The sequence below is a fragment of the Pseudoduganella chitinolytica genome (assembly GCF_029028125.1).
Taxonomy (GTDB): domain Bacteria; phylum Pseudomonadota; class Gammaproteobacteria; order Burkholderiales; family Burkholderiaceae_D; genus Rugamonas; species Rugamonas chitinolytica.
The window spans coordinates 129,806-152,238 of record NZ_CP119083.1; the positions used below are offsets into that span (position 1 = coordinate 129,806).

The 22,433-nt window shown below is 67.1% G+C and carries 21 protein-coding genes; 16 read left to right on the plus strand and 5 right to left on the minus strand.

The genetic code is table 11. The features are described 5' to 3' along the window. The first annotated feature begins 16 nt into the window (after nt 1-16). From eno to PX653_RS00575, 6 genes are all read left to right on the plus strand, one after another. Complete coding sequence (gene eno / locus PX653_RS00550) at nt 17-1,300, plus strand: phosphopyruvate hydratase (RefSeq protein ID WP_277416021.1); 1,284 nt, start codon at nt 17-19, stop codon at nt 1,298-1,300. A gap of 52 nt (nt 1,301-1,352) precedes the next feature. Continuing rightward, nucleotides 1,353-1,703 carry a cell division protein FtsB gene (ftsB, locus tag PX653_RS00555; protein WP_277416022.1) on the plus strand — a complete coding sequence of 117 codons (351 nt, stop codon included), beginning with the start codon at nt 1,353-1,355 and terminating at the stop codon, nt 1,701-1,703. 272 nt (nt 1,704-1,975) lie between these two features. Further along, nucleotides 1,976-4,234 (plus strand): TonB-dependent receptor domain-containing protein, encoded by a 2,259-nt coding sequence (locus PX653_RS00560; protein ID WP_277416023.1) that lies wholly within the window; start codon nt 1,976-1,978, stop codon nt 4,232-4,234. Between the two features lie 9 nt (nt 4,235-4,243). Further along, nucleotides 4,244-5,386 (plus strand): hemin-degrading factor, encoded by a 1,143-nt coding sequence (locus tag PX653_RS00565; protein ID WP_277416024.1) that lies wholly within the window; start codon nt 4,244-4,246, stop codon nt 5,384-5,386. Nucleotides 5,387-5,474: 88 nt separating this feature from the next. Continuing rightward, nucleotides 5,475-5,957: an Xre family toxin-antitoxin system antitoxin gene (locus tag PX653_RS00570; protein WP_277416025.1), complete on the plus strand. Its 483-nt coding sequence runs from the start codon at nt 5,475-5,477 to the stop codon at nt 5,955-5,957. Then, a complete protein-coding gene (locus PX653_RS00575; protein ID WP_277416026.1) occupies nt 5,954-6,433 on the plus strand; it encodes an RES family NAD+ phosphorylase in 480 nt (159 codons plus the stop codon). Before PX653_RS00570 ends, PX653_RS00575 begins: the two co-directional genes overlap by 4 nt. On the opposite strand, the gene PX653_RS00580 is transcribed toward PX653_RS00575, so the two are convergent. From PX653_RS00580 to PX653_RS00590, 3 genes are all read right to left on the minus strand, one after another. Continuing rightward, the gene (locus tag PX653_RS00580) at nt 6,420-7,487 is read right to left on the minus strand and encodes an SDR family oxidoreductase (RefSeq protein WP_277416027.1); all 1,068 of its coding nucleotides are present in this window, start codon (nt 7,485-7,487) and stop codon (nt 6,420-6,422) included. The two genes, PX653_RS00575 and PX653_RS00580, sit on opposite strands and share 14 nt — an antisense overlap. Nucleotides 7,488-7,551: 64 nt before the next feature. Then, nucleotides 7,552-8,670: a glycerophosphodiester phosphodiesterase family protein gene (locus tag PX653_RS00585; RefSeq protein WP_277416028.1), complete on the minus strand. Its 1,119-nt coding sequence runs from the start codon at nt 8,668-8,670 to the stop codon at nt 7,552-7,554. Beyond that, complete coding sequence (locus tag PX653_RS00590) at nt 8,670-11,102, minus strand: TonB-dependent receptor (RefSeq protein WP_277416029.1); 2,433 nt, start codon at nt 11,100-11,102, stop codon at nt 8,670-8,672. Before PX653_RS00590 ends, PX653_RS00585 begins: the two co-directional genes overlap by 1 nt. 286 nt (nt 11,103-11,388) lie before the next feature. On the opposite strand from PX653_RS00590, the gene PX653_RS00595 reads away from it, so the two are divergent. From PX653_RS00595 to PX653_RS00605, 3 genes are read left to right on the plus strand one after another with little or no spacing between them, the layout of a single operon-like run. Continuing rightward, on the plus strand, nt 11,389-12,162 hold the full coding sequence (locus PX653_RS00595; protein ID WP_277416030.1) for a thermostable hemolysin: 774 nt from the start codon (nt 11,389-11,391) through the stop codon (nt 12,160-12,162). Next, a complete protein-coding gene (locus PX653_RS00600) occupies nt 12,159-13,736 on the plus strand; it encodes an AMP-binding protein (protein WP_277416031.1) in 1,578 nt (525 codons plus the stop codon). Before PX653_RS00595 ends, PX653_RS00600 begins: the two co-directional genes overlap by 4 nt. A 16-nt stretch (nt 13,737-13,752) precedes the next feature. Next, on the plus strand, nt 13,753-14,658 hold the full coding sequence (locus tag PX653_RS00605; protein ID WP_277416032.1) for a TauD/TfdA family dioxygenase: 906 nt from the start codon (nt 13,753-13,755) through the stop codon (nt 14,656-14,658). Between the two features lie 281 nt (nt 14,659-14,939). Here the strand turns inward: PX653_RS00605 and hslO are convergent, their stop codons facing one another. Both hslO and PX653_RS00615 read right to left on the minus strand, forming a co-directional pair. Continuing rightward, nucleotides 14,940-15,881, minus strand: a complete 942-nt coding sequence (gene hslO / locus PX653_RS00610) for an Hsp33 family molecular chaperone HslO (protein ID WP_277416033.1) — start codon at nt 15,879-15,881, stop codon at nt 14,940-14,942. Nucleotides 15,882-15,884: 3 nt separating this feature from the next. Beyond that, entirely contained in the window at nt 15,885-16,409 is a 525-nt protein-coding gene (locus tag PX653_RS00615; protein ID WP_277416034.1) for a gamma carbonic anhydrase family protein, read from the minus strand. 156 nt (nt 16,410-16,565) lie between these two features. Here PX653_RS00615 and PX653_RS00620 point away from each other — a divergent pair, with 156 nt between their 5' ends. The 7 genes from PX653_RS00620 to PX653_RS00650 all read left to right on the plus strand — a co-directional run bounded on the left by PX653_RS00620 (nt 16,566) and on the right by PX653_RS00650 (nt 22,425). Then, nucleotides 16,566-17,441 (plus strand): alpha/beta fold hydrolase, encoded by an 876-nt coding sequence (locus PX653_RS00620; RefSeq protein WP_277416035.1) that lies wholly within the window; start codon nt 16,566-16,568, stop codon nt 17,439-17,441. Between the two features lie 72 nt (nt 17,442-17,513). Then, nucleotides 17,514-18,344: a 3',5'-nucleoside bisphosphate phosphatase gene (locus PX653_RS00625; RefSeq protein ID WP_277416036.1), complete on the plus strand. Its 831-nt coding sequence runs from the start codon at nt 17,514-17,516 to the stop codon at nt 18,342-18,344. Between the two features lie 112 nt (nt 18,345-18,456). Further along, complete coding sequence (locus PX653_RS00630) at nt 18,457-18,900, plus strand: hypothetical protein (RefSeq protein WP_277416037.1); 444 nt, start codon at nt 18,457-18,459, stop codon at nt 18,898-18,900. A gap of 29 nt (nt 18,901-18,929) precedes the next feature. Next, complete coding sequence (htpX, locus tag PX653_RS00635) at nt 18,930-19,805, plus strand: protease HtpX (protein ID WP_277416038.1); 876 nt, start codon at nt 18,930-18,932, stop codon at nt 19,803-19,805. Nucleotides 19,806-19,817: 12 nt separating this feature from the next. Beyond that, the gene (locus PX653_RS00640) at nt 19,818-20,441 is read left to right on the plus strand and encodes an L-threonylcarbamoyladenylate synthase (RefSeq protein WP_277416039.1); all 624 of its coding nucleotides are present in this window, start codon (nt 19,818-19,820) and stop codon (nt 20,439-20,441) included. 78 nt (nt 20,442-20,519) lie between these two features. After that, nucleotides 20,520-21,191, plus strand: coding sequence for a site-2 protease family protein (locus tag PX653_RS00645; RefSeq protein WP_277416040.1), 672 nt, complete (start codon nt 20,520-20,522; stop codon nt 21,189-21,191). A 31-nt stretch (nt 21,192-21,222) separates the two neighbouring features. Beyond that, nucleotides 21,223-22,425: a tryptophan--tRNA ligase gene (locus PX653_RS00650; RefSeq protein ID WP_277416041.1), complete on the plus strand. Its 1,203-nt coding sequence runs from the start codon at nt 21,223-21,225 to the stop codon at nt 22,423-22,425. The last annotated feature ends 8 nt before the right edge of the window (nt 22,426-22,433 follow it).

Consider the following 22,433-nt stretch of genomic DNA (forward strand, 5'->3'; position numbering starts at 1 on the left):
ACCTTGGAGAAGTGTTATGAGTGCTATCGTTGATATTATCGGCCGCGAGGTGATCGACTCGCGCGGCAATCCGACCGTGGAATGCGACGTGCTGCTGGAATCGGGCGTGATGGGCCGTGCGGCCGTGCCGTCGGGCGCGTCGACCGGTTCGCGCGAAGCCATCGAGCTGCGCGACGGCGATCCGAAGCGCTACTTCGGCAAGGGCGTGCTGCAGGCCTGCGAGAACATCAACACCGAGATCTCCGAAGCGATCATGGGCCTGGACGCCAACGAGCAGGCCTTCCTGGACCGCACGCTGATCGACCTGGACGGCACCGAGAACAAGTCGCGCCTGGGCGCCAATGCGATGCTGGCCGTCTCGATGGCCGTTGCCAAGGCCGCCGCGGAAGAAGCTGGCCTGCCGCTGTACCGCTACTTCGGCGGTTCGGGCTCGATGCAGATGCCGGTGCCGATGATGAACGTCATCAACGGTGGCGCGCACGCCGACAACAACCTGGACATCCAGGAATTCATGATCATCCCGGTGGGCGCGCCCACGTTCAAGGAAGCGATCCGCTACGGCGCCGAAGTGTTCCACACGCTGAAGAAGATCCTGCACAAGAAGGGCCTGAGCACGGCCGTTGGCGACGAGGGCGGCTTCGCCCCGTCGCTGGCCAACCACGAAGACGCCATCAAGCTGATCATCCAGGCCATCGAGGAAGCCGGCTACGAGCCCGGCACGCAGATCGCCATCGGCCTGGACTGCGCCGCGTCCGAGTTCTACAAGAACGGCAAGTACGAGCTGGAAGGCGAAGGCCTGTCGCTGTCCGCACAGGACTTCACCAACCTGCTGTCGACCTGGTGCGACAAGTACCCGATCATCTCGATCGAGGACGCGATGCACGAAGGCGACTGGGAAGGCTGGGCCACGCTGACGGCCGCGCTGGGCAAGAAAGTCCAGCTGGTGGGCGACGACCTGTTCGTCACCAACACCAAGATCCTGAAGGAAGGCATCCAGAAGGGCATCGCCAATTCGATCCTGATCAAGATCAACCAGATCGGCACGCTGACGGAAACGTTCGCCGCCATCGAGATGGCCAAGCGCGCGGGCTACACGGCCGTGATCTCGCACCGCTCGGGCGAGACGGAAGACTCGACGATCGCCGACATCGCCGTCGGCCTGAACGCGCTGCAGATCAAGACGGGCTCGATGTCGCGCTCGGACCGCATGGCGAAATACAACCAATTGCTGCGTATCGAGGAAGATCTCGGCGATATCGCCAGCTACCCGGGACGCGAAGCGTTCTATAATCTGAAGTAATAGCAACTCTGTTTTCCGGCCGGTACAAAACTACCGGCCGGTTTTCCATTTTATGCGTCTGATTACCCTTGCCCTGGCAGTCCTCCTGCTGTTGATTCAATATCCATTGTGGCTGGGGAAGGGCGGATGGCTCCGGGTAGCGGACCTGGAACAGCAGGTCGATGCCGCGCACCAGAAGAACGACAGCCTGAAAAGCCGCAACGCCAAGCTCGATTCCGAAGTACGTGACCTGAAGGACGGCACCGGCGCCGTCGAGGAGCGGGCCCGTTTCGAACTGTCGATGATCAAGCAGAACGAAATCTACGTGCAGATCCTGCGCAAGGGCCAGGACATGCCGGGCGACGGCGCCACGCCGGCGCCGCCGCCACCGCCGGAGAAAACCAAGGGCGCGAAGTCGCACTGAGCCTGGAAAACGGTGACAGTCACGGATTCAAAAAATCCGTGACTGTCACCGTTTTTTTTTCTGCCAGGGGCTTTCTTTCTGGCGTCGGAAGGGCAGCCGTATCGAAGCACCCGCTGCCAGCGCAACGCGGATCGGGAAACGCTCGTTTCTTCTTGAAAATGAGAATCATTCGTATTAAGATGGCGATCTAGCGCCAGCAACTTGATCGTTCGGGCAGTTCATTCCGCCCCGGTACAGAGCCAGCATTGTCCTGACCTCTACCCTGGAACGTTATGGTTGCAACTCTCCCCAGCCGGCGCCGCATGGCGGCGCTGCTGTCCTGCGCGCTGGCGCCCCTGGCGCAAGCCGACACCCCTGCCGCCGAGGTGCTCGACACCCTTGTGGTGGACACCGTCGTCATCAGCGCCAAACGCCTTGAAGAACCCGGCACCGCCACGGTGCTGACGCCTGCCGACCTGGCGCGGCGCGGCGTCACCGACATGCAGAACATGGCGCGCTATGCGCCCCTGGTCAGCGTGCCCGGCGCCGCCAGCGGCAGCGGCAACGTGTGGGATGGCGCCGGCAATACGGGCTTCAACATACGCGGCGTCGAAGGCAACCGCGTCAGCCTGGACCTGGACGGCATCGCACTGCCGGACGCCGCGCCGAAGCCGGACGGCATGACGCTGAGCGGCTTCGGCGTCGGCCGCGACTACTTCGACCCCGAGACCTTCCGCAGCGTCGAGATCAGCTCCGGCACGACGACCACGCGCGGCGGCACGCCCGGCCTCGGTGGGGCAGTTGCCTTCGTCACCAAGGCGCCGGAGGATTACGTCAACGCCGACCGGCCCGTCTACGCCGACTACAAGTTCGGCTACGACGGCGCCAGCAACATGCGCATGCATGCGCTGACGGGGGGCCTGCAAAGCGGCGCGCTGCAGGCGCTGGCCGTACTGGTGCACCGCGACGGCAGCGCGCTGGAGGCGAACGGCAGCGTGTCCGTCAATCCGGACGACTGGGACTCGGATGCCCTGCTGGCCAAGCTGGCGTGGGCGCCGTGGCAGGGCCACCGCTTGGTCGCCACCCTCGACGCCTACCGCGCACAGCACCGGCGCGAGTTCGACAACAAGCAGGGCGCCTCCTACCCGGACGGTGCGGCGCAGGACTCGCGCACGCGCCGCAACCGGGCCAGCATCGAGCACCGCTTCGACGGCGCCACGCCGTGGATCGACACGCTGGAGAGCCGCCTCTACGTACAGCAGGCGGAAGTGGCCGATGCCACCCACGCCAGCTACGTGACGGGCAACCGGCCCTACGTGCGCGACATCGCCACCGGCTTCGAGAACGACAGCGCCGGTATCGCCAGCACGGCCGTCAAGGGCTTCGGCGCGCACCGGCTGACCTATGGCGTCAGCGCGGAGTCGGTCGACACGCGCCGGCCGTGGCGCGAGGACCGCACGGTCGTGGCCACCGGCGCGCACCAGGTCACGAACAAGAACCGCATGGCCGATACGGACACGCGCAAGCTTGCCGCCTTCGCACGCGGCGAGATCGTGCTGGGCGCCTTCACCGTCACGCCGGGCCTGCGCTGGGACTACCGGCAGATCGAGCCGAAGAACCTGTCGGCCTATGCCATCGCCGTGCCGGGCGCCGCCGGCGAACTGCGCAAGGAAAGCGACCGCTACGCCACGCCCAGCCTGGCGCTGGCGTACACGGTGCGGCCGGAGCTGACGGCCTACGCGCAGTACAGCCGCGGCACCCGGCTGCCGACGGCCGCCGAGCGCACCGGCACCTACGACTCGTTCAGCTATACGGGTGCCGGCAACGGCTACGCGGTGCTGGGCAACGCCAGCCTGCGCAAGGAAACCAGCAATGCGTTCGAGCTGGGGCTGAAGGGCCGCGCCACGCGCGCCGTCACGTTCAGCGCGGCGCTGTTCCACACCCGCTACGACAACCTGATCGAATACGCGGCGCAGCCGCCCGACCCCGTCAACTACCCGACCATCACGTTCGGCCTGTACCGGCCCGAGAACGTGGGCGACGCCCGCACCTGGGGCGCGGAAGCGTCGGCGCGGGCGGAGTTCGGCCAGCTTGCCCCGGCGCTGGCCGGCACCAGCCTCGCGCTGGCCACCGGTGTCCAGCACAGCAAGGCTCGCAACGATGCGACGGGCGAGGAGAGCGAGCTGGCCTCGACGCTGCCGCGCAAGACCAGCGCCACGCTGGCATGGGACGACCCGGCGAAGCGGGGCGGCGCGTCCGTGTCGCTGGTGCACGTGGCCGCCAAGCAGGCCAAGGCCGACGTGATCGGCGGCGTGAGCACGGCGCGCTTCGAGGTGCCGTCAGCCACCGTAGTCGACCTGGCGGCGTACTGGAACGTGGGCCGGAACGCCGAACTGACGGCAGGCGTCTACAACGTGGCCGACAAAAAATACTGGGACTACACGGCCGCGCGGGGGCTGGCGGCCGGCACCACGGCCGCGGCGCGGGCCGATATCGAGCGGATGGCCCGGCCGGGCCGCTACGCCGCCGTCACTTTCAAACTACTCTACTGAGGAACCGATATGCACTCTCAACGACGTCTCCTGCTGGCGCTGGCCGGCACCCTGGTCTTCGGCGCCGCGCAGGCCGCCACGCTGGCCGAACGCTGGGCCGCGCTGCGCCAGGAGCAGCCCACGCTGCAGCCGCGCGATGCGGCCCGCGCGCTGGGCACATCCGAGGCCGAGCTGCTGGCCACCAACCTCGGCAAGACGGTCACCCGGCTGCGCGACACGGAGCATGCGCCGCGCGAGATCATGCGCCGCGCGCTGGACCTTGGCCGCGTGATGGCACTGACGCGCAACGAGCACGCCGTCATCGAGACCACCGGCGTCGCCAGCCGCATCGCCCAGGCCAAGCAGGGCGACAGCGGCGCCAGGGACGCCGAGCGGGAAGCACGCGAACTCAATATCGCCGGCGGCTACCTGGGCGGACCGATCGACCTGCGTTTCCAGTTCCCGCAGTGGAAGTACGCGTTTGCTGTCGTGCAGCCGGGCCGCGACGGCGCGACCAGCCGCAGCCTGCAGTTCTTCGATGCGGCCGGCGCCGCCATCCACAAGGTCTACCTGAAGGACGACGCGACCATTCCCGTGTTCGACAAGCTGGTGGCCGAGTTCCGCCATCCGCGCCAGGACGAGCCGATGGCGATCGCGCCTGCCGCGCCGAAGCCGGCATCGAAGCCAGACAGCGCCGTCGACGTCAAGGAATTCCACCTGGCGTGGCAGGAAATGACGGACGTACACCAGTTCAACCGCATCGTTTCGGAGTTCGGCATGACGCGCGAGCAGGCATTGCGCCTGGCGCCCGCCGGTGCCGCGCGCCGCGTCGCGCCGCAGTCCGTGCGCTCCTTGGTGGAACAGGCGGCCCGCCAGCAGGTGGCCATCATGGCCTTTGTCGGCAACGGCGCCGTGACGCAGATCTACAGCGGCAAGATCGCCAAGGTGGCGGCCGGCGGCGGCTGGTTCAACGTGCTGGATCCGGACTTCAACCTGCACCTGCGCGACAGCGCGCTGCGCAGCGGCTACGTGCTGCAGCGGGCCGGCGTCACCTCCGTCGAGTTCTTCGACGAGCAGGGACAGCTGGTCGTCACGTTCTTCGGCGTGCGCGAGCGGGGCAAGCCGCAGCCGCAGGGCTGGACGGACCTGACGGCCGCCTTGCCGGGGGCTTGACGCCAGTCAATGCCGAGAAGAATCGTCGCGTACTCCTGTTGTATATTGCGCTCTTTTGGGTTAGCTTGATCGCTCAAAGGAGCCAATCATGGGTGCTGCAGACAATACCACGGCCGAGCGCCGCCGCCATCCCCGGCCTGGGCAACCGGAGTTCGTTCGCCTGTTCCAGGCCAGCGCGCAGTACCGCATCGAGCGGATACGCGAGGGCGTTGCCGCGCGCGAGGTGGGCGAACTGTGCGCCTTGCTCGATGTGTCGAAGGAAAGCCTGATCGATGCGTTGGGGATCGCGCGTGCCACGCTGAGCCGCAAGGTACGGGAAAACCGCCCGCTCGCGCCGGATGAGGCCGAGCGCGTGCTGGGCGTGCAGGCCCTGATCGGGCAGGTGCAGACGATGGTGGAGGAGGCGGGCGCGGCGGACGATTTCGATGTCCCGGCGTGGCTTGCCCGCTGGCTCAATACGCCGCTGGCCGCACTGGGCGGCGCGGCGCCAGTCAGCTATCTCGATACGGTGGAAGGCCAGAAGTACATCGCCAACCTGCTGGCGACGGCGCGGAGCGGAGCCTATGCATGACGCGCCAGCTGTGGCGCATCGCGGCGGTAACGCAGGACCATGCAGCGGACGACCTGTCCGGCCAGGGCGCCAAGGCCACCGGCGGGCGCTGGAACGCACGGGGCACAGCGGTCGTCTATACGTCCGCCAACATCGCGCTGGCGTCGCTCGAGACGTTGGCGCACCTCGAACTGCAAGGCCTGCCGCTGAACCGCTACCTGGTGCGCATCGACGTGCCGGACGACGTCGACGATGCCCGCACCATCCTCGCGGTGCCGCCCGGCTGGGATGCGCAGCCGTACGGCCTGCCCAGCGTGCAGGCCGGCACCGCATGGTGCCGCGCCAACGCGACGGCACTGCTGGAAGTGCCGTCCGTGCTGGTACCGGAAGAGGTCAACGTGTTGATCAACCCGCGCCATCCGGACAGCGCGCGCCTGCGCGCCACCGTGTTGCGCAAGTGGCTGGCCGATCCGCGGGTGCACGTCAGCCGGGGATGAGCTTTTCCCGCTTGAGCCGTTCGAACAGGTCGAAGAACGCGTCGGGCGTCGACTGGTAATCGAGGAAGCCCGCCTTGCGGCTCTTCGTCATGTCCGTGATGACTTCCATTGGCCGGCCCAGGTCCGCATCCGTGTGCCACCACGAGGCCAGCTTCGTCACGTCGTCCTGCGCCAGGCCGTGCTGCGCCGCGATCTCGCGCCACAGGCGCGGTGCGTCGTCCATGCGCGACTCCAGGGGGCTGACCTGCACGGGCAGCGGCGCCGCCTCGATGCCGAAGTAGGCCGCCAGTCGCGGCCACAGCCACTGCCAGCGGAACACGTCGCCGTTGACGACATTGAAGTCCTCGTTGCGGCCCGCTTCGCTCGTCGAGGCCCACTGCAGGTGCCTTGCCAGCAGGCGCGCATCCGTCACGTCCACCAGGCCTTCCCACTGCTGGCGGCTGCCGGGGAACACGAACGGCTGGCCCGTGTGCTTGCACAGCGTGGCGTAGACGGCCAGCGTCTGCCCCATGTTCATCGCATTGCCGATGGCGAAACCGACGATGGTGTGGGGCCGGTGCACGCTCCAGGTAAAGCCATGGCGCGCCGCCGCTTCGAACAGCCGGTCTTCCTGCTCGTAGTAAAAATTGGCGACGTCCTGCCGGCCCTGCTCCTCGCGGAACGGCGTGATGGGCACGGCGCCCTGCCCGTAGGCCTCGAACGGTCCCAGGTAGTGCTTCAGGCCCGTGACGAGGGCCACGTGGCGCACAGTGCCGGCCGGACCGACGGCGGCCAGGACGTTCGCCACCATGGCACCGTTGACCCGGATGTTTTCTTCCTCGTTGGCCTGGCGCGACCAGGCCGTGATGTAGACGTGGCTGGGATCGACGCCCGCCAGTGCCGCGTCGAGCGCCGCGCGCGACGTCAGGTCCGCGCTGATCTGCTGCACGCCGGGGACGGTCGCGCTGCGGCCGCGCGAGACGCCGGCCACGCTCCAGCCTTCGGCCAGCAGCCGTTCGGCCAGCGCGCTGCCGACCACGCCGCTGCTGCCGATGATGAGTGCCTTGTTCGCCATGCTTCCTCCGCTGTGATCAAAGCATGACTGTACAGGGCCGCGGCAAATCCTGCCGGACGCCGCGTCAGCCGTCCACCGCCTTGCGGCCCAGGGCCGGATCGTCCGTGAAGAAGCCGTCGAGGCCCAGCTGCACGTAGCGCCGCATCTCGGCCACGGAACCGGCCTCGTTGCGGGCATGCTGACCGGCGCCGTCGCGGAAGTCAGCCGCCAGGAAGCGGTTCTCCGGCCGGAACGTCCACGTCTCCAGCCGCAAGCCGGCCGCGCGGACGTCCCCTGCCAGCGCGCTGGGCGCATCCAGGCTGCCGTCCTTTTTCAACGGAATCAGCGCGCGCGTGGGCGGTGCGAAGGTGTCGGCATATGCCGCGACGTCGCGCAGCCCGCGCGGCGTCGCCATCTCGCCATACGTCAGCTTGCCGCCGGCGGCCGCCACGTCGCTGGGCTGCATGGCGCCCACGCCGACCAGCTGCATCAGGCGCAGGTTGGCGCGCCGGCCCAGCTTGTCGCGCAGCGTGCGCAGGTTGGCCACCTCGAACGACTGGATCTCGACGGGCGCCCGGCGCGTGTATTCGTGCGCCGCCAGCGTGGCGATGAAGCGGTCCTCCAGCGCCAGCCGGGCGGCGGCGAAGTACGTGGAGCTTTTCAGCTCCGGCACGAGGCCGATCAGGCGGCCCGTCGTGGCCGACTGCGCGGCAACGAAGTCGATCACTTCCTCGAACGTCACCAGCTGGAACATGCCGTCGTACCGGGCACTGCCCGGGCGCGACTGCGGGATGCGCTCCACCGCGCGCAAGGTCTTCAGTTCGGCCAGCGTGAAGTCGTCGACGAACCAGCCCGTGTGGGTTTCGCCGTCGAACGTCTTCCTGGTGCGGCGCGACGCGAACTCGGGCCGCTTCGCGACATCCGTGGTTTCCGTCAGGTCGGCCTCGTGGCGCGCCACCAGCACGCCATCCCTGGTGCAGACGAGGTCCGGCTCGACGTAGTCGGCGCCGTCCGCGATCGCCTTGGCGTAGGCCGCCAGCGTGTGCTCGGGACGCAGCGCCGAGGCGCCGCGGTGCGCGAAGACCAGCGGCTTGGCGCGGCCCTCAGCCGCCTGCACACCCGGCAACAGCAGGGCGCCAGCGGTGCCGGCCGCCGCGGCGATGAAGCCGCGCCGCGACAGGTGGCGGGTGAGCGGCGCCGTCATCAGAAGTCCGCCATCACGGTCAGGAAGGCCTGGCGCGGCGGGATCGGGAACGTGTTGTAGGTCTTGTCGGCCGCGCCGACCACCACGTTCAGGCTGCCCATGCGGTCGGCCAGGTTGGTGACCGTGGCGCGATAGCGGGCGTTCTTGACCCAGCCGTCCAGGAACGGCAGCTTGCCGCCCACCGCGAGGTTCATCAGGAAGTAGCTCGGCACGGCCAGGTCGTTGGTATAGGTTGCATGGCGCTTGCCCACGTATTCACCCTGCAGCGACACCTCGGTGCCGCCCAGGTTCAAGGTGGCGACGAACTTGTCCATCCATTCCGGGCTGCCCGGCACGTTCTTGCCGCTGGTGGGCACCGTCGTCGCGCCGTTCAGGTAGTTGTCGTCGTACTGCGAGCGATTGTACGACAGCGCATTGTAGAACGAGAAGCGGCGGCCGAAATGCAGGGTGCCGGACAGGTCGACGCCATCCGTCTTGACGCTGCCCACGTTGGCCAGCACCGGATTGCCGCCGATGATGGACGAGATCACGGGCGTCGGGCTGATCGTCAGCAGGCGGTTCTTGAAGTTGACGTGGTAGACGCTGACCTGGCCGTCGATGCCGGTAACGACGCCGCCGGCGAAGTTGCGGCTGCCGCGCAGGCCCGCCTCGAACGTGACGGACGTCTCGGGCTTGGCCTCCTTGGCGAACAGGTCGAAGGCCTGCTGGCTGGCCAGGCTCCACGGCGAAGCACCGCCGCCGCCGTACGTGACGAACTGGCGCATGTTCTTCTGCACGTTGACGAACACCTGGTCCTGCGCCGACAGGTCCCAGCGCGCGCCCAGCTGCGGCAGGAACCATTTCTTGGTGTCGATGTCGCCGACCGGCAGCGCCTTCGAGCCGCCGGCGATGGCACCCACCTTCGGCTGCACGGGGAAGTCGCCGTGGGCGAACTGCAGGCTCGATTTGAAGCCGGCCTGCAGCACCAGGTCCGGGCGCACCTGCCATTCGTCCTGCAGGTGCAGCTGCACGACCTTGTTCTCGATCTCGCTGCCGTACTGCGTGATCAGGGGATTGGATGGGCGGTCGTACGGCGAGCTGGGGTTGTTCACGTCCAGCGCATACCAGCGGCGGTAAGCCTGCGATTCATTGTGCTCGAACCACAGGCCGCCCTGCACCTTGTGGTTGCCCAGCTCCGCGCGCAGGATCGACTGCACGCCGGCGCGGTTGATCCGGTACTCCGTCGTGCGCGTCGCGTAGCCCGAGTTACCGAACACCTGCTTCAGGTTCTGGTTCGGGTAGTAGACGGCAAACAGCGCGGGCAGCCCGGCCACGCCGATCGGGCCGGCCACCACGCCCACACCGTCGTCGTAGTGGTAGTAGACCTGGTTCATCCACGTGACGTTGTCCGCCAGGTTCCACTCGTAGCGCGCGTAGCCCAGCCAGTCCTCGCGCTGCGCGTCGCTGTAGTAGTTGCGGTAGTTGTTGCCTTCCGCGGGCGGTGTCGCGCCGGTGGGCGACAGGTAGGCCAGCGCGGCCGCGAAGTCGGGGTAGGTGAACGGGCGGGTATACGGCGCACTGGTTTCGCCCGCCACGTGCACAGTGCTGTCCTCGTTCGGTTCGATCTTGTCGCTGTAGTTGAGGAAGAGGGTCAGCTTGCCGGCGGCGTTGTCGTTGACGAACTTGGCGTTGAGCTGGTTGCCGCCCTGGCGGCCCTCGAAGTCCCAGGCATGTGCTTCGTGGTGCAGCGCCGAGATGTAGGCGCGGCTGTCGCCGAACTGGCCCGCGAGCTTACCCGTATCGTAGCGCAGGAAGGTGCGCGACGTCCGGTGGCTGCCCACCGTCTGCTGCAGCGCCACGTTGCGGGTGGCCAGCGGGTCGCTGGAGAAGGTCTCGATGGTGCCGCCCAGGTTGCTGGTGGATGCCGTGGCCAGGTCGCCCGCGCCGGACGACAGCACGACGCCGCGCACGTTCTCCGAGATCACGGCGCGCTGGGGCGACAGGCCGTTGTAGTTGCCGTACTGCTGGTCGCCGAGCGGCACGCCATCCATCGTGTAGCCCAGTTGCTGGCCGGAGAAGCCGTGCACCGTCAGCGACAGGTTCTGTTCGTTGTTGCCCCACGGGTCGGCCGTCTGGAAGTTCACGCCGGGCAGCGTCTGCAGGGCCTTCAGCGGATTGATACCCGGCAGGATCTTCTGGATCTCGTCCTGCTTCAGCGCGACGGAGGAGCGGGTGCGGCGCGTGGCGATTTCCACCGTGGCGATGGGGCCGACGGCGGCCGCATCGGCGGCATCGGCCGCGCTGCCCGCCGCCGGTGCGCCCACCGCTTCAGCCACGGGTTCGGCCACGGGTTGGGCCATGCTGGCCACGGCTGCCGCCACGTTTTGCGCCATCGCCAGCGGGGCCAGCGCCAGGGCCGCGCAGGCCGCCGCCACCTTCAGGTTCTTGTTCATCTGTTCTGCCTGTCCATGCAAAGTAAAAACGCGCAGCGTAGCGGGCCGATATGACGGGATGATGACGATTTGCTATCCGCACGTTGCCGGGCCAGTGCGGCGAGTTGCCGGAAATATCGTCGCGTGACGCGTACGAAGCGCTACAAATGAGGGAAACAACACCTTAGTTTGCTCTATAAACGATCGATACGATGTGCGTCGTCGGTTGGTTTTCTCTCCGACCGGGCCGGGACGAAGGCGTATTCGTCCACCTCTCTCCAGCAGCATCTTCACAACAGGGAACGACATGCATACTGCAGTACTCGACAACGTAGTGAACATCCAATCCGCCAGCGCGCCCGGTGTCGCCACCGGACCTTCCCCCGCCGGGGGCCTCGCGTTCCAGCTTGAACTCGGCAATCGTTCCCTGGTCTTCAAGCTGGTCGGCCCCGACGAGCGCTACTACGGCGCCGCCGTCGAACTGGCGCGCGCCGTCTACCTGCGCGCCTACGGCGCCACCATCGCGCCGCGGCCGCACCGCTTCATCGTCTGTGTCGACCTGGCGACCGGTGCGGCCATCGCCTGCGCGGGGCTGTCGTTCGCGGGCCGGGCACCGCTGTTTTCCGAGCACTACCTGGACGCACCGCTGGAACAGATGCTGGCAGGCGTGTTCCAGCGCGACGTGGCGCGGCGCGACGTTGCCGAAGTGACGGCGCTGGCGACGATCGAACCGACGATCGGCACGGAGCTGATGCGCGCGCTGCCGCTGATCTGCTGGTACCTGGGCCTGCGCGGCGTCATCTGCACCGTCACCTCGAAGCTGCGGCGCTGCTTCGACAGCATGAAACTGGCTTTCCATCCGATCGCACAGGCCGATGCCGCGCGCCTGCCGCGCGTGCCGGGCGTGGACTGGGGTACCTATTACGACACCCGGCCCATGACGGGCGTGATCCGAGTCGATGCGCTGGGCGAGTTCTTCGACACGGTCAGCTGCCGCTACAACCGGCACCTGCTGGCCGGCGAGGCGGCCGAGGGAGCGCAGGCCGTGGCGGCCACGGCGTCGATGGCGGTGGCGGCATGAGCCACTTCATCGACACCATCCGCACGACGATGCGCGAACGTGCCGGCGCCGTCGCGATCGTCCAGTTGGGCGGCAGGGCGTCGCCCGAGCGGGTCGTCACCTACGGCACGCTGGCAGAGGAGTGCAACGCGCTGGCGGCCGCGTTGGCCTCCCACTGTACGCCGGGCGCCACCGTCGGCCTGGTGGCCGCGAATTCGGTCGCATGGATCGAGGCCGACCTGGCGCTGCTGCTGGGCGGCCATGTCGAGGTGCCGGTACCGCTGGCCTTCAGCGCGGAACAGGCCGCGCACCTGCTGGCCTCGTGCAGCGTCGTGCTGACCGACGACGCAGGCCAGCGTCGCTTCGAGCAATGGCGCGCCGCCGCGCCGCAGGCGTTCCAGGCGGTGCCGTGCTTCTCGATCGGTCAACTGATCGACGGCGGCGGCGTGGTCCCGGCCCTGGCCGTCGACACGGCAACAGACCGGGTCTGCAAGGTGATCCACACATCCGGCACCACCAGCTCGCCCAAGGGTGTGAGGATCCGCGCGCACGGCCTGGATGCGCTGCTCGCATCGCTGTGGCGGCACGCCACGCGGGAGGACTATGCGCGCTACCTGAACCTGGTGCCGTTCAGCCTCCTGATCGAGCAGGTGACGGCGCTGTACCTGCCGTTCATGGCCGGCGGCACCGTCGTGCTGCCACCGGTCGGCGAAGCGCCGCTGGGCGATCCGGGCGCGCTGGCGGCCGACAAGCTGGCGCTGTTGCAGCGTGCCTGTCCCACCGCGGTGACATTGCCCCCTTCGCTGGTGGAAGCGCTGGCCGGTGCGGCGGACCGCTGGCCGGACCTGGGCACCGAAGCGTTGTGCGAGGCACTGTTCGGCCGCGCCACGCCGCCTCTCATCGCGGCCGGCGGCGCACCGGTTGCCGCGGCCACCATCGCGCGGCTGGCGCAGCGCGGCATCGTCGTGCTGCAGGGGTATGGCCTGAGCGAGAACAGCTCAGTCGTCTCGTGGAACACGCGGGCCGCGAACCGCATCGGCAGCGTCGGCAAGCCGCTGCCGCACGTGGCCTGCAAGCTGGGGCCGGACGGTGAACTGGCCATCCGCAGCGCTTCGCTGTTTGCCGGCTACAGCGGCAGCGATCCCAGCGCCTGCCATACCGATGCGGAAGGCTGGCTGTGGACGGGCGACCTGGCCGAGATCGATGCCGACGGCTACATCACGATCATCGGCCGCAAGAAGAACCTGATCATCACGGCGCACGGCCGCAATGTGTCGCCGGAACCGGCCGAGGCGTCGTACCGCAGCGTGGCGGGCGTGGCGGACATCGTGCTGCTGGGCGAAGGGCAGGAGACGCTGTCGGCCTTCGTGCTGACGGCCGCCGGCGCCGATCCCGTCGCGCTGCGCCACGAACTGGAACGGCACGGCGAACGCTGGCTGTCCGGCGTGGAGCGCGCCAGCACCTTCGTGTTCGAAGCCGATGCGCCGGCGCTGCGCGCCAGCTTGTTTACCGTCACGGGTCGGCCGCGCCGCCCGGACGTGGAGCGCCACGTGCGCGCCCGGGTGGCCGCCACCAACATGCCTCATCAACTTTAATCTTCTGGAGACATACGTGCAAACTGCAGTTCATACCCGCCAGGCGGGTCTGGTGGTACAAGGCGAGGCCGGCGAAAGCCTGGCGTCGATCGACAAGGCACAACTGGCCGAGTGGCTGGGGCGCTACGGCTATGTCGTGCTGCGCGGCTTCCCGTGCGATGTGCAGGGCTTCTCCGACCTGGTGCGCGCCCACAGCAGCCGCATCAGCCTCGACCCGGCGCGCCAGTTCCACGACAGGGAAGGCAAGGTCCTGGCGCAGAAGGTCGATGCCGGCAATGACGCCATCGGCCTGCACTGCGAAAACGGCAACAGCCCGTTCTGGCCCGACCTGTGCTGGTTCTTCTGCACCCAGGCGCCGGCCGTCGGATCGCAGACCACCGTGTGCGACGGCGCCGCCGTATTCCGCGACCTGTCGCCGCAGATGCGCGCAGCGCTGCAGGCGCAGGACATCATCTACACCCGCAGCGTCGGCGCGGAACTGTGGAAGAACTACGTGCGGCACGCCGGTGAGGGTGGCACGCAGGCCAGCGACACGCGGGCCTGCTTCGAGCGCCTGCTGGCCCTCGTCAACGGCAATATGCATACGCAGATCGAACTGAACGCGGACGACTCGGTGACCTACAGCTTCCGCACGCCGGCGATCCTGCATCGCTCGCCGTTCAGCCCGGGCCTGCCCGCATTCGCCAACAGCATCTTCGGGCCATCGTTCAACTACGAACGTCCGCGCATCGCGTTCGCCGACGGCACGCCGTTGTCCGATGCAATGCGCGCCGCGCTGGACGACGTCTGCCAGCGCCACACGGTGGACGTGGGCTGGCAGGACAACGACATCGTCGTCATCGACAACGCCCGCGTGATGCACGGCCGCCGCCGCATCGAGGACACACGGCGCACGATCTACAACGCGCTGAGCTACCATTAAAAAACCCGGGACAGACCCTAATGCCGCTAAGTTGAGAGATTCTGATATCCGTACAATAGCCTCAAGGCTTGGGGTCTGTCCCGTTTTCGGGACTGACCCCGGTTTCTCTCGCGGAAGTTCATGCTTCTGCGATTAAAACCAGGGTCAGTCCCCTGCGTGGACAGACCCTAACCCGGCGACCGTGCGCTTAACTTAGCGGCATTAGGGACAGACCCGGGTTTTCAGGAAACTTTTCCTGGAAACAGGGGTCTGTCCCGGGTTGTATGCCGGGTGTGAAGGTGTCAGTGCTTCGCTTCGGTGGCGTGGATCAGCGCCTCGGCGGGCGCGTCGCTGGCGAACAGCTGGGCGCAGTCGACGGCGTCGTAGTCGTAGTGCTTGCCGCAGAAGTCGCAGTTGATACCCAGCTTGCCTTGTTCGGCCAGCGCTTCCTCGACTTCCTCGCGGCCCAGCATCTTCAGCATATTGCCCACCTTCTCGCGGTTGCAGGTGCAGTGGAACGACGGGTGGACCGGGTCGAACACGCGGATCGTCTCTTCCCAGAACAGGCGCTGCAGCAGGACGTCGATGGTCGTCGTCAGCATTTCCTCTTCCTTCAGCGTGGCACCCAGCATGCTGGCGCGGTTCCACGTCTCCAGCGCTTCCTCCTGCGTGACGGGATTGCTTTCGGCCTTGCCGCCATGCAGCGGCAGCTTTTGCAGCAGCAGGCCGCGCGCCGTGTTGTCGTCCGCCGCCAGCCACAGCTTCGTATCCAGCTGCTCCGAGCGCAGCATGTAGTGCTCGATGATGGTCGCCACGTCCTCGCCGTCCAGCGGCACGATGCCCTGGTACGGCTGCTGGCCCGGCACCTTCTCGGCCGGATCGAGCGTGATGATGAAGCGGCCCTTGCCATGCTGGTTCAGCAGGTCGATGACGTTCGCATCGTCCGATACCGGCGCGCCCTCGTTCAGCTTGGCGGTGGCGCGCATGCGCAGTTGCGAGTCGCATTCGACGACCAGCAGGCGCACGGGGCCGTCGCCATGGATCTGCATGACGATGGAGCCGTTGAACTTCAGGTTGGCCGACAGCAGGGCGGCGGCGGACACCATCTGTCCCAGCAGCCGCTTGACGGCAACGGGGTACGTGTGGCGGGCCTGGATTTCACGCCACGTGGCGGAAATGTCGACCAGCTCGCCACGTACGGCGGCGTTGTCGAAAATAAATTTTTGCAGCGTATCCTGGGTCATGCTTTATCCAATCTTTTTAAGTTGTGTCTTGAACAGCCGTGCCCGTTGCACGTAGCTGTCGGCGCTGGCCTGCAGCCGCGCCACGTCCTCGGCCGCCAGTTCGCGCACGGCCTTCGCAGGCGAACCGATGATCAGCATATTGTCCGGAAATTCTTTCCCCTCCGTGACGAGGGCCCCCGCGCCCACCAGGCAGCCGCGGCCGATTTTCGCGCCGTTCAGGATCACGGCCTGGATGCCGATCAGCGCGCCATCGCCCACCGTGCAACCGTGCAGCATGGCCTGGTGGCCGATCGTCACGTTGGCGCCAATGTCCAGCGGATAGCCGATATCGGTATGCATCACGGTACCTTCCTGGACGTTGCTGCCGGCACCGATCGTGATCCGTTCGTTGTCGCCCCGGATCGTCGCGCCGAACCAGACGGAGCTGTCCGGCTGCAACGTCACCTTGCCGATCACGGTGGCGCTGTCGGCCACGAAGGCGGAATCGTCGATCTCGGGCACGTGCTCGCCCAGCTGGTAGATGGCCATGGCTGTCCTTGCTTAACGGGAAATAATGCCCGTATTTTACGCCCTTGGGCGCCGGCGCCGGTCGTCGTACGAATTTAGAACGGTCGTGCTAATATGCTGTTTTGCTCCGGCCAAGGGGCGCATATTGCGCTGCCTGGCGTTTTTTCAAGATATCCCATGACACCCTCCCGCTCCGAATTCCTGACCGTTCGCGGCCTGCGCACCCACGTGCGGCACTGGGGCCGCATCGGCGCCCCCAAGATCTTCATGCTGCACGGCTGGATGGACGTCGGTGCCTCGTTCCAGTTCGTCGTCGACCACCTGCAGGGCGACTGGCACGTGATCGCGCCCGACTGGCGCGGCTTCGGCCTGACGGAGCGGCCCGGTACGGACACCTACTGGTTCCCCGACTACCTGGCCGACCTGGACGCCATCCTGCGCCATTACCAGCCCGAGGGCGCCGTCAACCTGCTGGGGCACAGCATGGGCGGCAATATCGTCGGCATCTATGCCGGCGTGCGTCCCGCGCGCATCCGCCGCCTGATCAACCTGGAGGGGTTCGGCCTGAAGGCGGCCGTGCCCGAGGACGCACCGCGCAAGTATGCCAAGTGGCTGGACGAGCTGCTGGAACCGCCCACGATGCGCGGCTATCCGGACGTGCAGGCCGTCGCGGCGCGGCTGCAGAAGACCAACCCGCGCCTGACGGACGAACGCGCGGCCTTCCTCGCCCAGCACTGGTCGGCCCCGAACGCGGCCGGCGAGTGGGAAATCCTGGGCGACCCGGTACACAAGCAGGGCAGCCCGCTGCCGTACCACGTGGAGGATATCCTGGCATGCTGGCGCCAGATCACCGCGCCCGTGCTGTGGGTGGAGGCCGAGCACACCAATATGTGGTTGTGGATGGGCGGCCCGGAGGAGGGCCGGCGCGAGGTGGACCGGCGCATGGCGCACATCGCCAATGTCACGCCGAAGAGGATGCCGGACGCGGGCCATATGCTGCACCACGACCAGCCGGCGCTGCTGGCGGAGATGATCGAAGCGTTCCTCGTGTAGCCGACGCGCACGCGGCAGGCAGCGTACAATGGCACTTCGTTGCCATCTTGCGTTTGCCCGAACAGAATTCCGATGAAAGTAGACCTGCACTGCCATTCCAATGTTTCCGATGGTGTACTGCCACCCGCGCAGGTGGCCGTCCACGCGCGCAAGGGGGGTGTCGACGTCTGGGCGCTGACGGACCATGACGAGGTCGGCGGCACTGCTGCCGCCCGCGCCGCCGCTGGCGAGCAGGGCATGCGTTTCGTCGCCGGCGTCGAGATCTCCATCACGTGGGGCGGCGAGACGGTGCACATCGTCGGCCTGCAGATCGACGAGAACGATCCGGCCCTCGTGCAGGGCTTGGCGGCGACCCGGTCGGGGCGCGACGCGCGTGGCCGCGAGATCGGCGCGCAGCTGGAGAAGGCCGGCATCTTCGGCGCCTACGAAGGCGCGATGAGCTACGTCGACAACCCGGCGCTGATGTCGCGCACCCACTTCGCCCGCTACCTGGTCCAGGAGGGGTATTGCGCCAACGTCTCCGAGGTGTTCCGTAAATACCTGTCCGAAGGCAAGCCGGGCTACGTGCCGCACCGCTGGGCCAGCCTGGAGGACGCGGTCGGCTGGATCCGTGGCGCCGGCGGCATCGCCGTCATTGCCCACCCAGGCCGCTACCGTTTCACGCCCTTGCAGCAGGGCGTGCTGTTCGATGAATTCAAACAACTGGGCGGCGCCGCCATCGAGGTCGTCACCGGCAGCCACACGCCCGACCAGTACCCCGTCTACGCGCAATTGGCCAATGCCTACGGTTTTCTGGCGTCGCGCGGCACCGATTTCCACGCGCCGGGTGAGGCCAGGGTCGACTTTGCCGCGCTGCCGCCACTGCCGGGCAACGTGACGCCCGTGTGGCGCGACTGGTTCTGATTTGCCCCTGTTGTAACCGACGCGCCACGCTGCCATTTGCGCGAACCGCGCTGTCTTACTGCGGTCAAACGGCGCGGGTATCGTTATGCCAAAGAGGATCCTGGAGGATTGCATGCCCGATTTTCGTGACCTGCCCGACGACCTGGCCCGCGACGTGGCCGACTACAGCCGCCTGGGCGCCGAATTGCTGGGCCTGGACCTGGACGACCGGCCCAAGGCCATCATCGAGGCCGTCACCGCGTTCATCCGCCAGCGCAAGGAAGAGGGCGGCACGCTGGAAGAGGAGCAGATCGTCGGCATCGGCGCGCTGATCGGCCAGCAGTATGTGCGCCGCTTCGGCTGGCATTGGGCGATGGTGAATTTCGACGAGGATGGCGACGACGACAATTATTTCGCCTGCGTGCTGCCGGCCGACAATTCGCTGTCGAACAACCCCATCCACTGGGTGCGGCAAACCTTGAAGAACCCGCACTCGACCAACATCTTATTGAACTTCAATATGGTCGAGTCCGGGGTACGGCCCACCGTGCCCAACCAGGCCATGGGCTTTTACTGAACCACGTATTCCAGCGGAGCGGAAATACCATGAAACGCATTGTCCTGTTTGTTGCCACCAATCTTGCCGTGATGTTGGTGCTGTCCATCGTGCTGTCGCTGCTCGGCATCGGCCGGCCCGGTGCGGGCGGCCAGCTGCAGCTGGGCAGCCTGCTGGCGTTCTCGCTCGTGGTGGGCTTCACCGGCTCCTTCATCTCGCTGTTGATGTCCAAGCCGATGGCGAAATGGTCGACGGGCGCGCGCGTGATCGATGCGCCGCAGAACTCCACCGAGCAGTGGCTGGTGTCCACCGTGCAGCGCCTGGCCCAGCGCGCCGGCATCGGCATACCGGAAGTGGCCGTGTATGACGGCGAGCCGAATGCGTTCGCCACGGGTGCCTTCAAGAACTCGGCGCTGGTCGCCGTTTCCACGGGCCTCCTGCAATCGATGAACCGCGAGGAGGTCGAGGCGGTGCTGGGGCACGAGGTGGCGCACATCGCCAATGGCGACATGGTCACGCTGACCCTGATCCAGGGCGTCGTCAACACGTTTGTCGTGTTCCTGGCACGCGTGGTCGGCTTCTTTGTCGACAAGGTGCTGCTGCGCGGGAACGAGGACCGCGGCCCCGGCATCGGCTACATGGTGACGGTGTTCGTGTGCGAGATCGTGTTCGGCATCCTGGCTTCCATCATCGTGGCCTGGTTCTCGCGCCAGCGCGAGTTCCGCGCGGACGCCGGCTCCGCCCGCCTGCTGGGCAATACGGTGCCGATGCAGCGCGCGCTGGCACGCCTGGGCGGCATGGAGCCCGGCGCACTGCCGCAGAACATCGCTGCCTCCGGTATCTCGAACGGCGCCGGCTGGTCCGCGCTGTTTTCCACCCATCCTCCGTTCGAGCAACGGATCGCGGCGCTGCAGGCGCTGCGCTGAACCTGTCAACACATGAGTCAATACTTCCAGGTCCATCCCCAGAATCCCCAGGCCCGCCTGATCAAGCAGGCGGCGCAGATCATCCACGGCGGCGGTGTCGTCGCCGTGCCCACGGACTCCTGCTATGCGCTGGTGTGCCACCTGGACGACAAGGGCGCCGTCGAGCGCCTGCGCCGCATCCGCGGCATCGACGAGAAGCATCACCTGGCGCTGCTGTGCCGCGACCTGTCTGAAATCGGCGTGTATGCGCGTGTCGACAACCGCCAGTTCCGCCTGCTCAAGCTGGGTACGCCGGGACCGTTCACGTTCATCCTGGAAGCGACGCGGATCGTGCCGCGCCGGCTGTCGCACCCCTCGCGCAAGACCATCGGCCTGCGGGTGCCGGAAACGCCCATCGTCGAAGCGCTGATGCGCGAGCTGGAACAGCCGCTGCTGTCCTCCACCCTGATCCTGCCGGGCGAGGACGAGCCGCTGAACGACCCGGAAGCCATCAACGAGCGCATCGGCAAGCAGCTCGACCTCGTCATCGACGGCGGCGCCTGCAGCATGGAGATGACGACTGTCGTCGACCTGACGGGCGACGAGCCCGAGCTGGTCCGCGTGGGCCGCGGCGATCCCGCCACCCTGGGACTGTAACCCTTCTTTTCCTGAATTTACCTCATCTAAGGCAGCCCGGCGGCAGGCAGCTGTTGCCAGTCTGGTAAAATTTTCCCCATGAATGAACTTGACCTGGTCATCCGCAACGTCGCGCTGTACGCGATTCCCGTATTGTTCGCGATCTCGCTGCACGAAGCGGCACACGGCTACGCGGCCCGCTACTTCGGCGATCCAACGGCCAGCCAGCAGGGCCGGCTGTCCGCCAACCCGATGCGCCATATCGACCCGTTCGGCACGATCGTGCTGCCGCTGTTGACCTATTACTTCCTGAAGATGCCGTTCGGCTACGCCAAGCCTGTACCGGTGGACTACAGCCGCCTGCGCAATCCGAAAAAGCAGATGGGTTTTGTCGCCGCCGCCGGACCAGCCGCCAATTTCGCGATGGCGCTGGGCTGGGCGGTGTGGAGCATCCTGCTGGCCGGGATGAACGTCACGGAACCGTTCCTGGTCGGGATGGCGCAGGGCGGTATCATCGTCAACGCCGTCATGTGCGTGTTCAACCTGATTCCCGTGCCGCCGCTCGATGGCGGGCGCATCGTCACGGCGATCCTGCCCAACGAGCTGGCGCGCAGCTATGCGCGGCTGGAGCAGTACACACCGTATATTTTCCTGGGCCTGATCGTGCTGATGTACCTGGGCCTGCTGCGTTCCGTGCTGACGACGCTCGTGGCGGGTACGATCGAACTGATCATGACGCTGGTGACGCCGCTGGCGCTGCTGTTGACCTGAGACCGCCATGTGCGCTGACTGAGCCGAAGCCATGTATCCCGACCGCGTCGTTTCCGGCATGCGTCCCACGGGAAGCATGCACCTGGGCCACTACCATGGGGCCTTGAAGAACTGGATCAGGCTGCAGGCCGAGCAGCCCTGCCTCTTTTTCGTGGCCGACTGGCACGCGCTCACTACCCATTACGACGACCCCGCGATCATCGAGAAGGCTACCTGGGACATGCTGGTGGATTGGCTGGCCGCCGGCGTCGACCCAACGCAGGCGACGCTGTTCATCCAGTCGCGCGTGCCGGAGCACGCCGAGCTGCACCTGTTGCTGTCGATGGCCACGCCGCTGGGCTGGCTGGAACGGGTACCGACCTACAAGGACCAGATCGACAACCAGGCCCACCGCGACCTGGCCACCTACGGCTTCCTCGGCTACCCGCTGCTGCAGGCGGCCGACGTGCTGATCTACCGCGCCAGCGAGGTGCCGGTCGGCGAGGACCAGGTGCCGCACGTGGAGATGATGCGCGAGATCGCGCGCCGTTTCAATCACCTGTACGGCAAGGAGCCGGGCTTCGAGCGGAAAGCGCAGGATGCGGTGAAGAAGCTGGGCAGCAAGCGGGCGCGGCTGTACGCGGAACTGCGCACGCTGTACCAGCAGGATGGCGACGACGACGCGCTGGAGCAGGCCAAGGCCATGCTGGACGAGGCCGGCAGCCTGTCGATGATCGACCGCGAGCGCCTGTTCGGCTACCTGGAGGGCAGCCGCAAGCTGATCCTGGTGGAGCCGCAGGCCCGGTTGACGGCGGCGTCGCGACTGCCCGGCCTGGACGGGCGCAAGATGAGCAAGAGCTACGGCAATGCCATCGGCCTGCGCGAGGACGGCAAGAGCGTCACCCAGAAGATCCGCACCATGCCCACCGATCCGGCGCGCGTGCGCCGCACCGATGCGGGCGAGCCGACGCGCTGCCCGGTCTGGCAACTGCATCAGGTCTATTCCGATGCCGCCACGCAGGAGTGGGCCCAGAAGGGCTGCCGCGCGGCTGGCATCGGCTGCCTGGAATGCAAGCAGCCCGTGATCGACGCCGTGCTGGCCGAGCAGGAGCCCATGCACGAACGAGCCCAGCCCTACCTGGACGATCCGTCGCTGCTGCGCGCCATCGTGGCCGACGGCAACGAGACGGCACGCAAGCTGGCGCAGGAAACGATGCGCGACGTGCGCGAGGCAATGGGCCTCAGCTATACCTGAAGCAGACG

Excerpts from the sequence above, each read along its gene's own strand:
- PX653_RS00600 (WP_277416031.1), top strand. The coding sequence starts at position 12,159 with ATGAGCCACTTCATCGACACCATCCGCACGACGATGCGCGAACGTGCC.
- PX653_RS00570 (WP_277416025.1), top strand. The coding sequence starts at position 5,475 with ATGGGTGCTGCAGACAATACCACGGCCGAGCGCCGCCGCCATCCCCGG.
- PX653_RS00625 (WP_277416036.1), top strand. The coding sequence starts at position 17,514 with ATGAAAGTAGACCTGCACTGCCATTCCAATGTTTCCGATGGTGTACTG.
- PX653_RS00565 (WP_277416024.1), top strand. The coding sequence starts at position 4,244 with ATGCACTCTCAACGACGTCTCCTGCTGGCGCTGGCCGGCACCCTGGTC.
- eno (WP_277416021.1), top strand. The coding sequence starts at position 17 with ATGAGTGCTATCGTTGATATTATCGGCCGCGAGGTGATCGACTCGCGC.
- PX653_RS00595 (WP_277416030.1), top strand. The coding sequence starts at position 11,389 with ATGCATACTGCAGTACTCGACAACGTAGTGAACATCCAATCCGCCAGC.
- PX653_RS00645 (WP_277416040.1), top strand. The coding sequence starts at position 20,520 with ATGAATGAACTTGACCTGGTCATCCGCAACGTCGCGCTGTACGCGATT.
- hslO (WP_277416033.1), bottom strand. The coding sequence starts at position 15,881 with ATGACCCAGGATACGCTGCAAAAATTTATTTTCGACAACGCCGCCGTA.
- PX653_RS00560 (WP_277416023.1), top strand. The coding sequence starts at position 1,976 with ATGGTTGCAACTCTCCCCAGCCGGCGCCGCATGGCGGCGCTGCTGTCC.
- PX653_RS00615 (WP_277416034.1), bottom strand. The coding sequence starts at position 16,409 with ATGGCCATCTACCAGCTGGGCGAGCACGTGCCCGAGATCGACGATTCC.
- PX653_RS00575 (WP_277416026.1), top strand. The coding sequence starts at position 5,954 with ATGACGCGCCAGCTGTGGCGCATCGCGGCGGTAACGCAGGACCATGCA.
- PX653_RS00620 (WP_277416035.1), top strand. The coding sequence starts at position 16,566 with ATGACACCCTCCCGCTCCGAATTCCTGACCGTTCGCGGCCTGCGCACC.
- PX653_RS00580 (WP_277416027.1), bottom strand. The coding sequence starts at position 7,487 with ATGGCGAACAAGGCACTCATCATCGGCAGCAGCGGCGTGGTCGGCAGC.
- PX653_RS00630 (WP_277416037.1), top strand. The coding sequence starts at position 18,457 with ATGCCCGATTTTCGTGACCTGCCCGACGACCTGGCCCGCGACGTGGCC.
- htpX (WP_277416038.1), top strand. The coding sequence starts at position 18,930 with ATGAAACGCATTGTCCTGTTTGTTGCCACCAATCTTGCCGTGATGTTG.
- PX653_RS00650 (WP_277416041.1), top strand. The coding sequence starts at position 21,223 with ATGTATCCCGACCGCGTCGTTTCCGGCATGCGTCCCACGGGAAGCATG.
- PX653_RS00585 (WP_277416028.1), bottom strand. The coding sequence starts at position 8,670 with ATGACGGCGCCGCTCACCCGCCACCTGTCGCGGCGCGGCTTCATCGCC.
- ftsB (WP_277416022.1), top strand. The coding sequence starts at position 1,353 with ATGCGTCTGATTACCCTTGCCCTGGCAGTCCTCCTGCTGTTGATTCAA.
- PX653_RS00640 (WP_277416039.1), top strand. The coding sequence starts at position 19,818 with ATGAGTCAATACTTCCAGGTCCATCCCCAGAATCCCCAGGCCCGCCTG.
- PX653_RS00590 (WP_277416029.1), bottom strand. The coding sequence starts at position 11,102 with ATGAACAAGAACCTGAAGGTGGCGGCGGCCTGCGCGGCCCTGGCGCTG.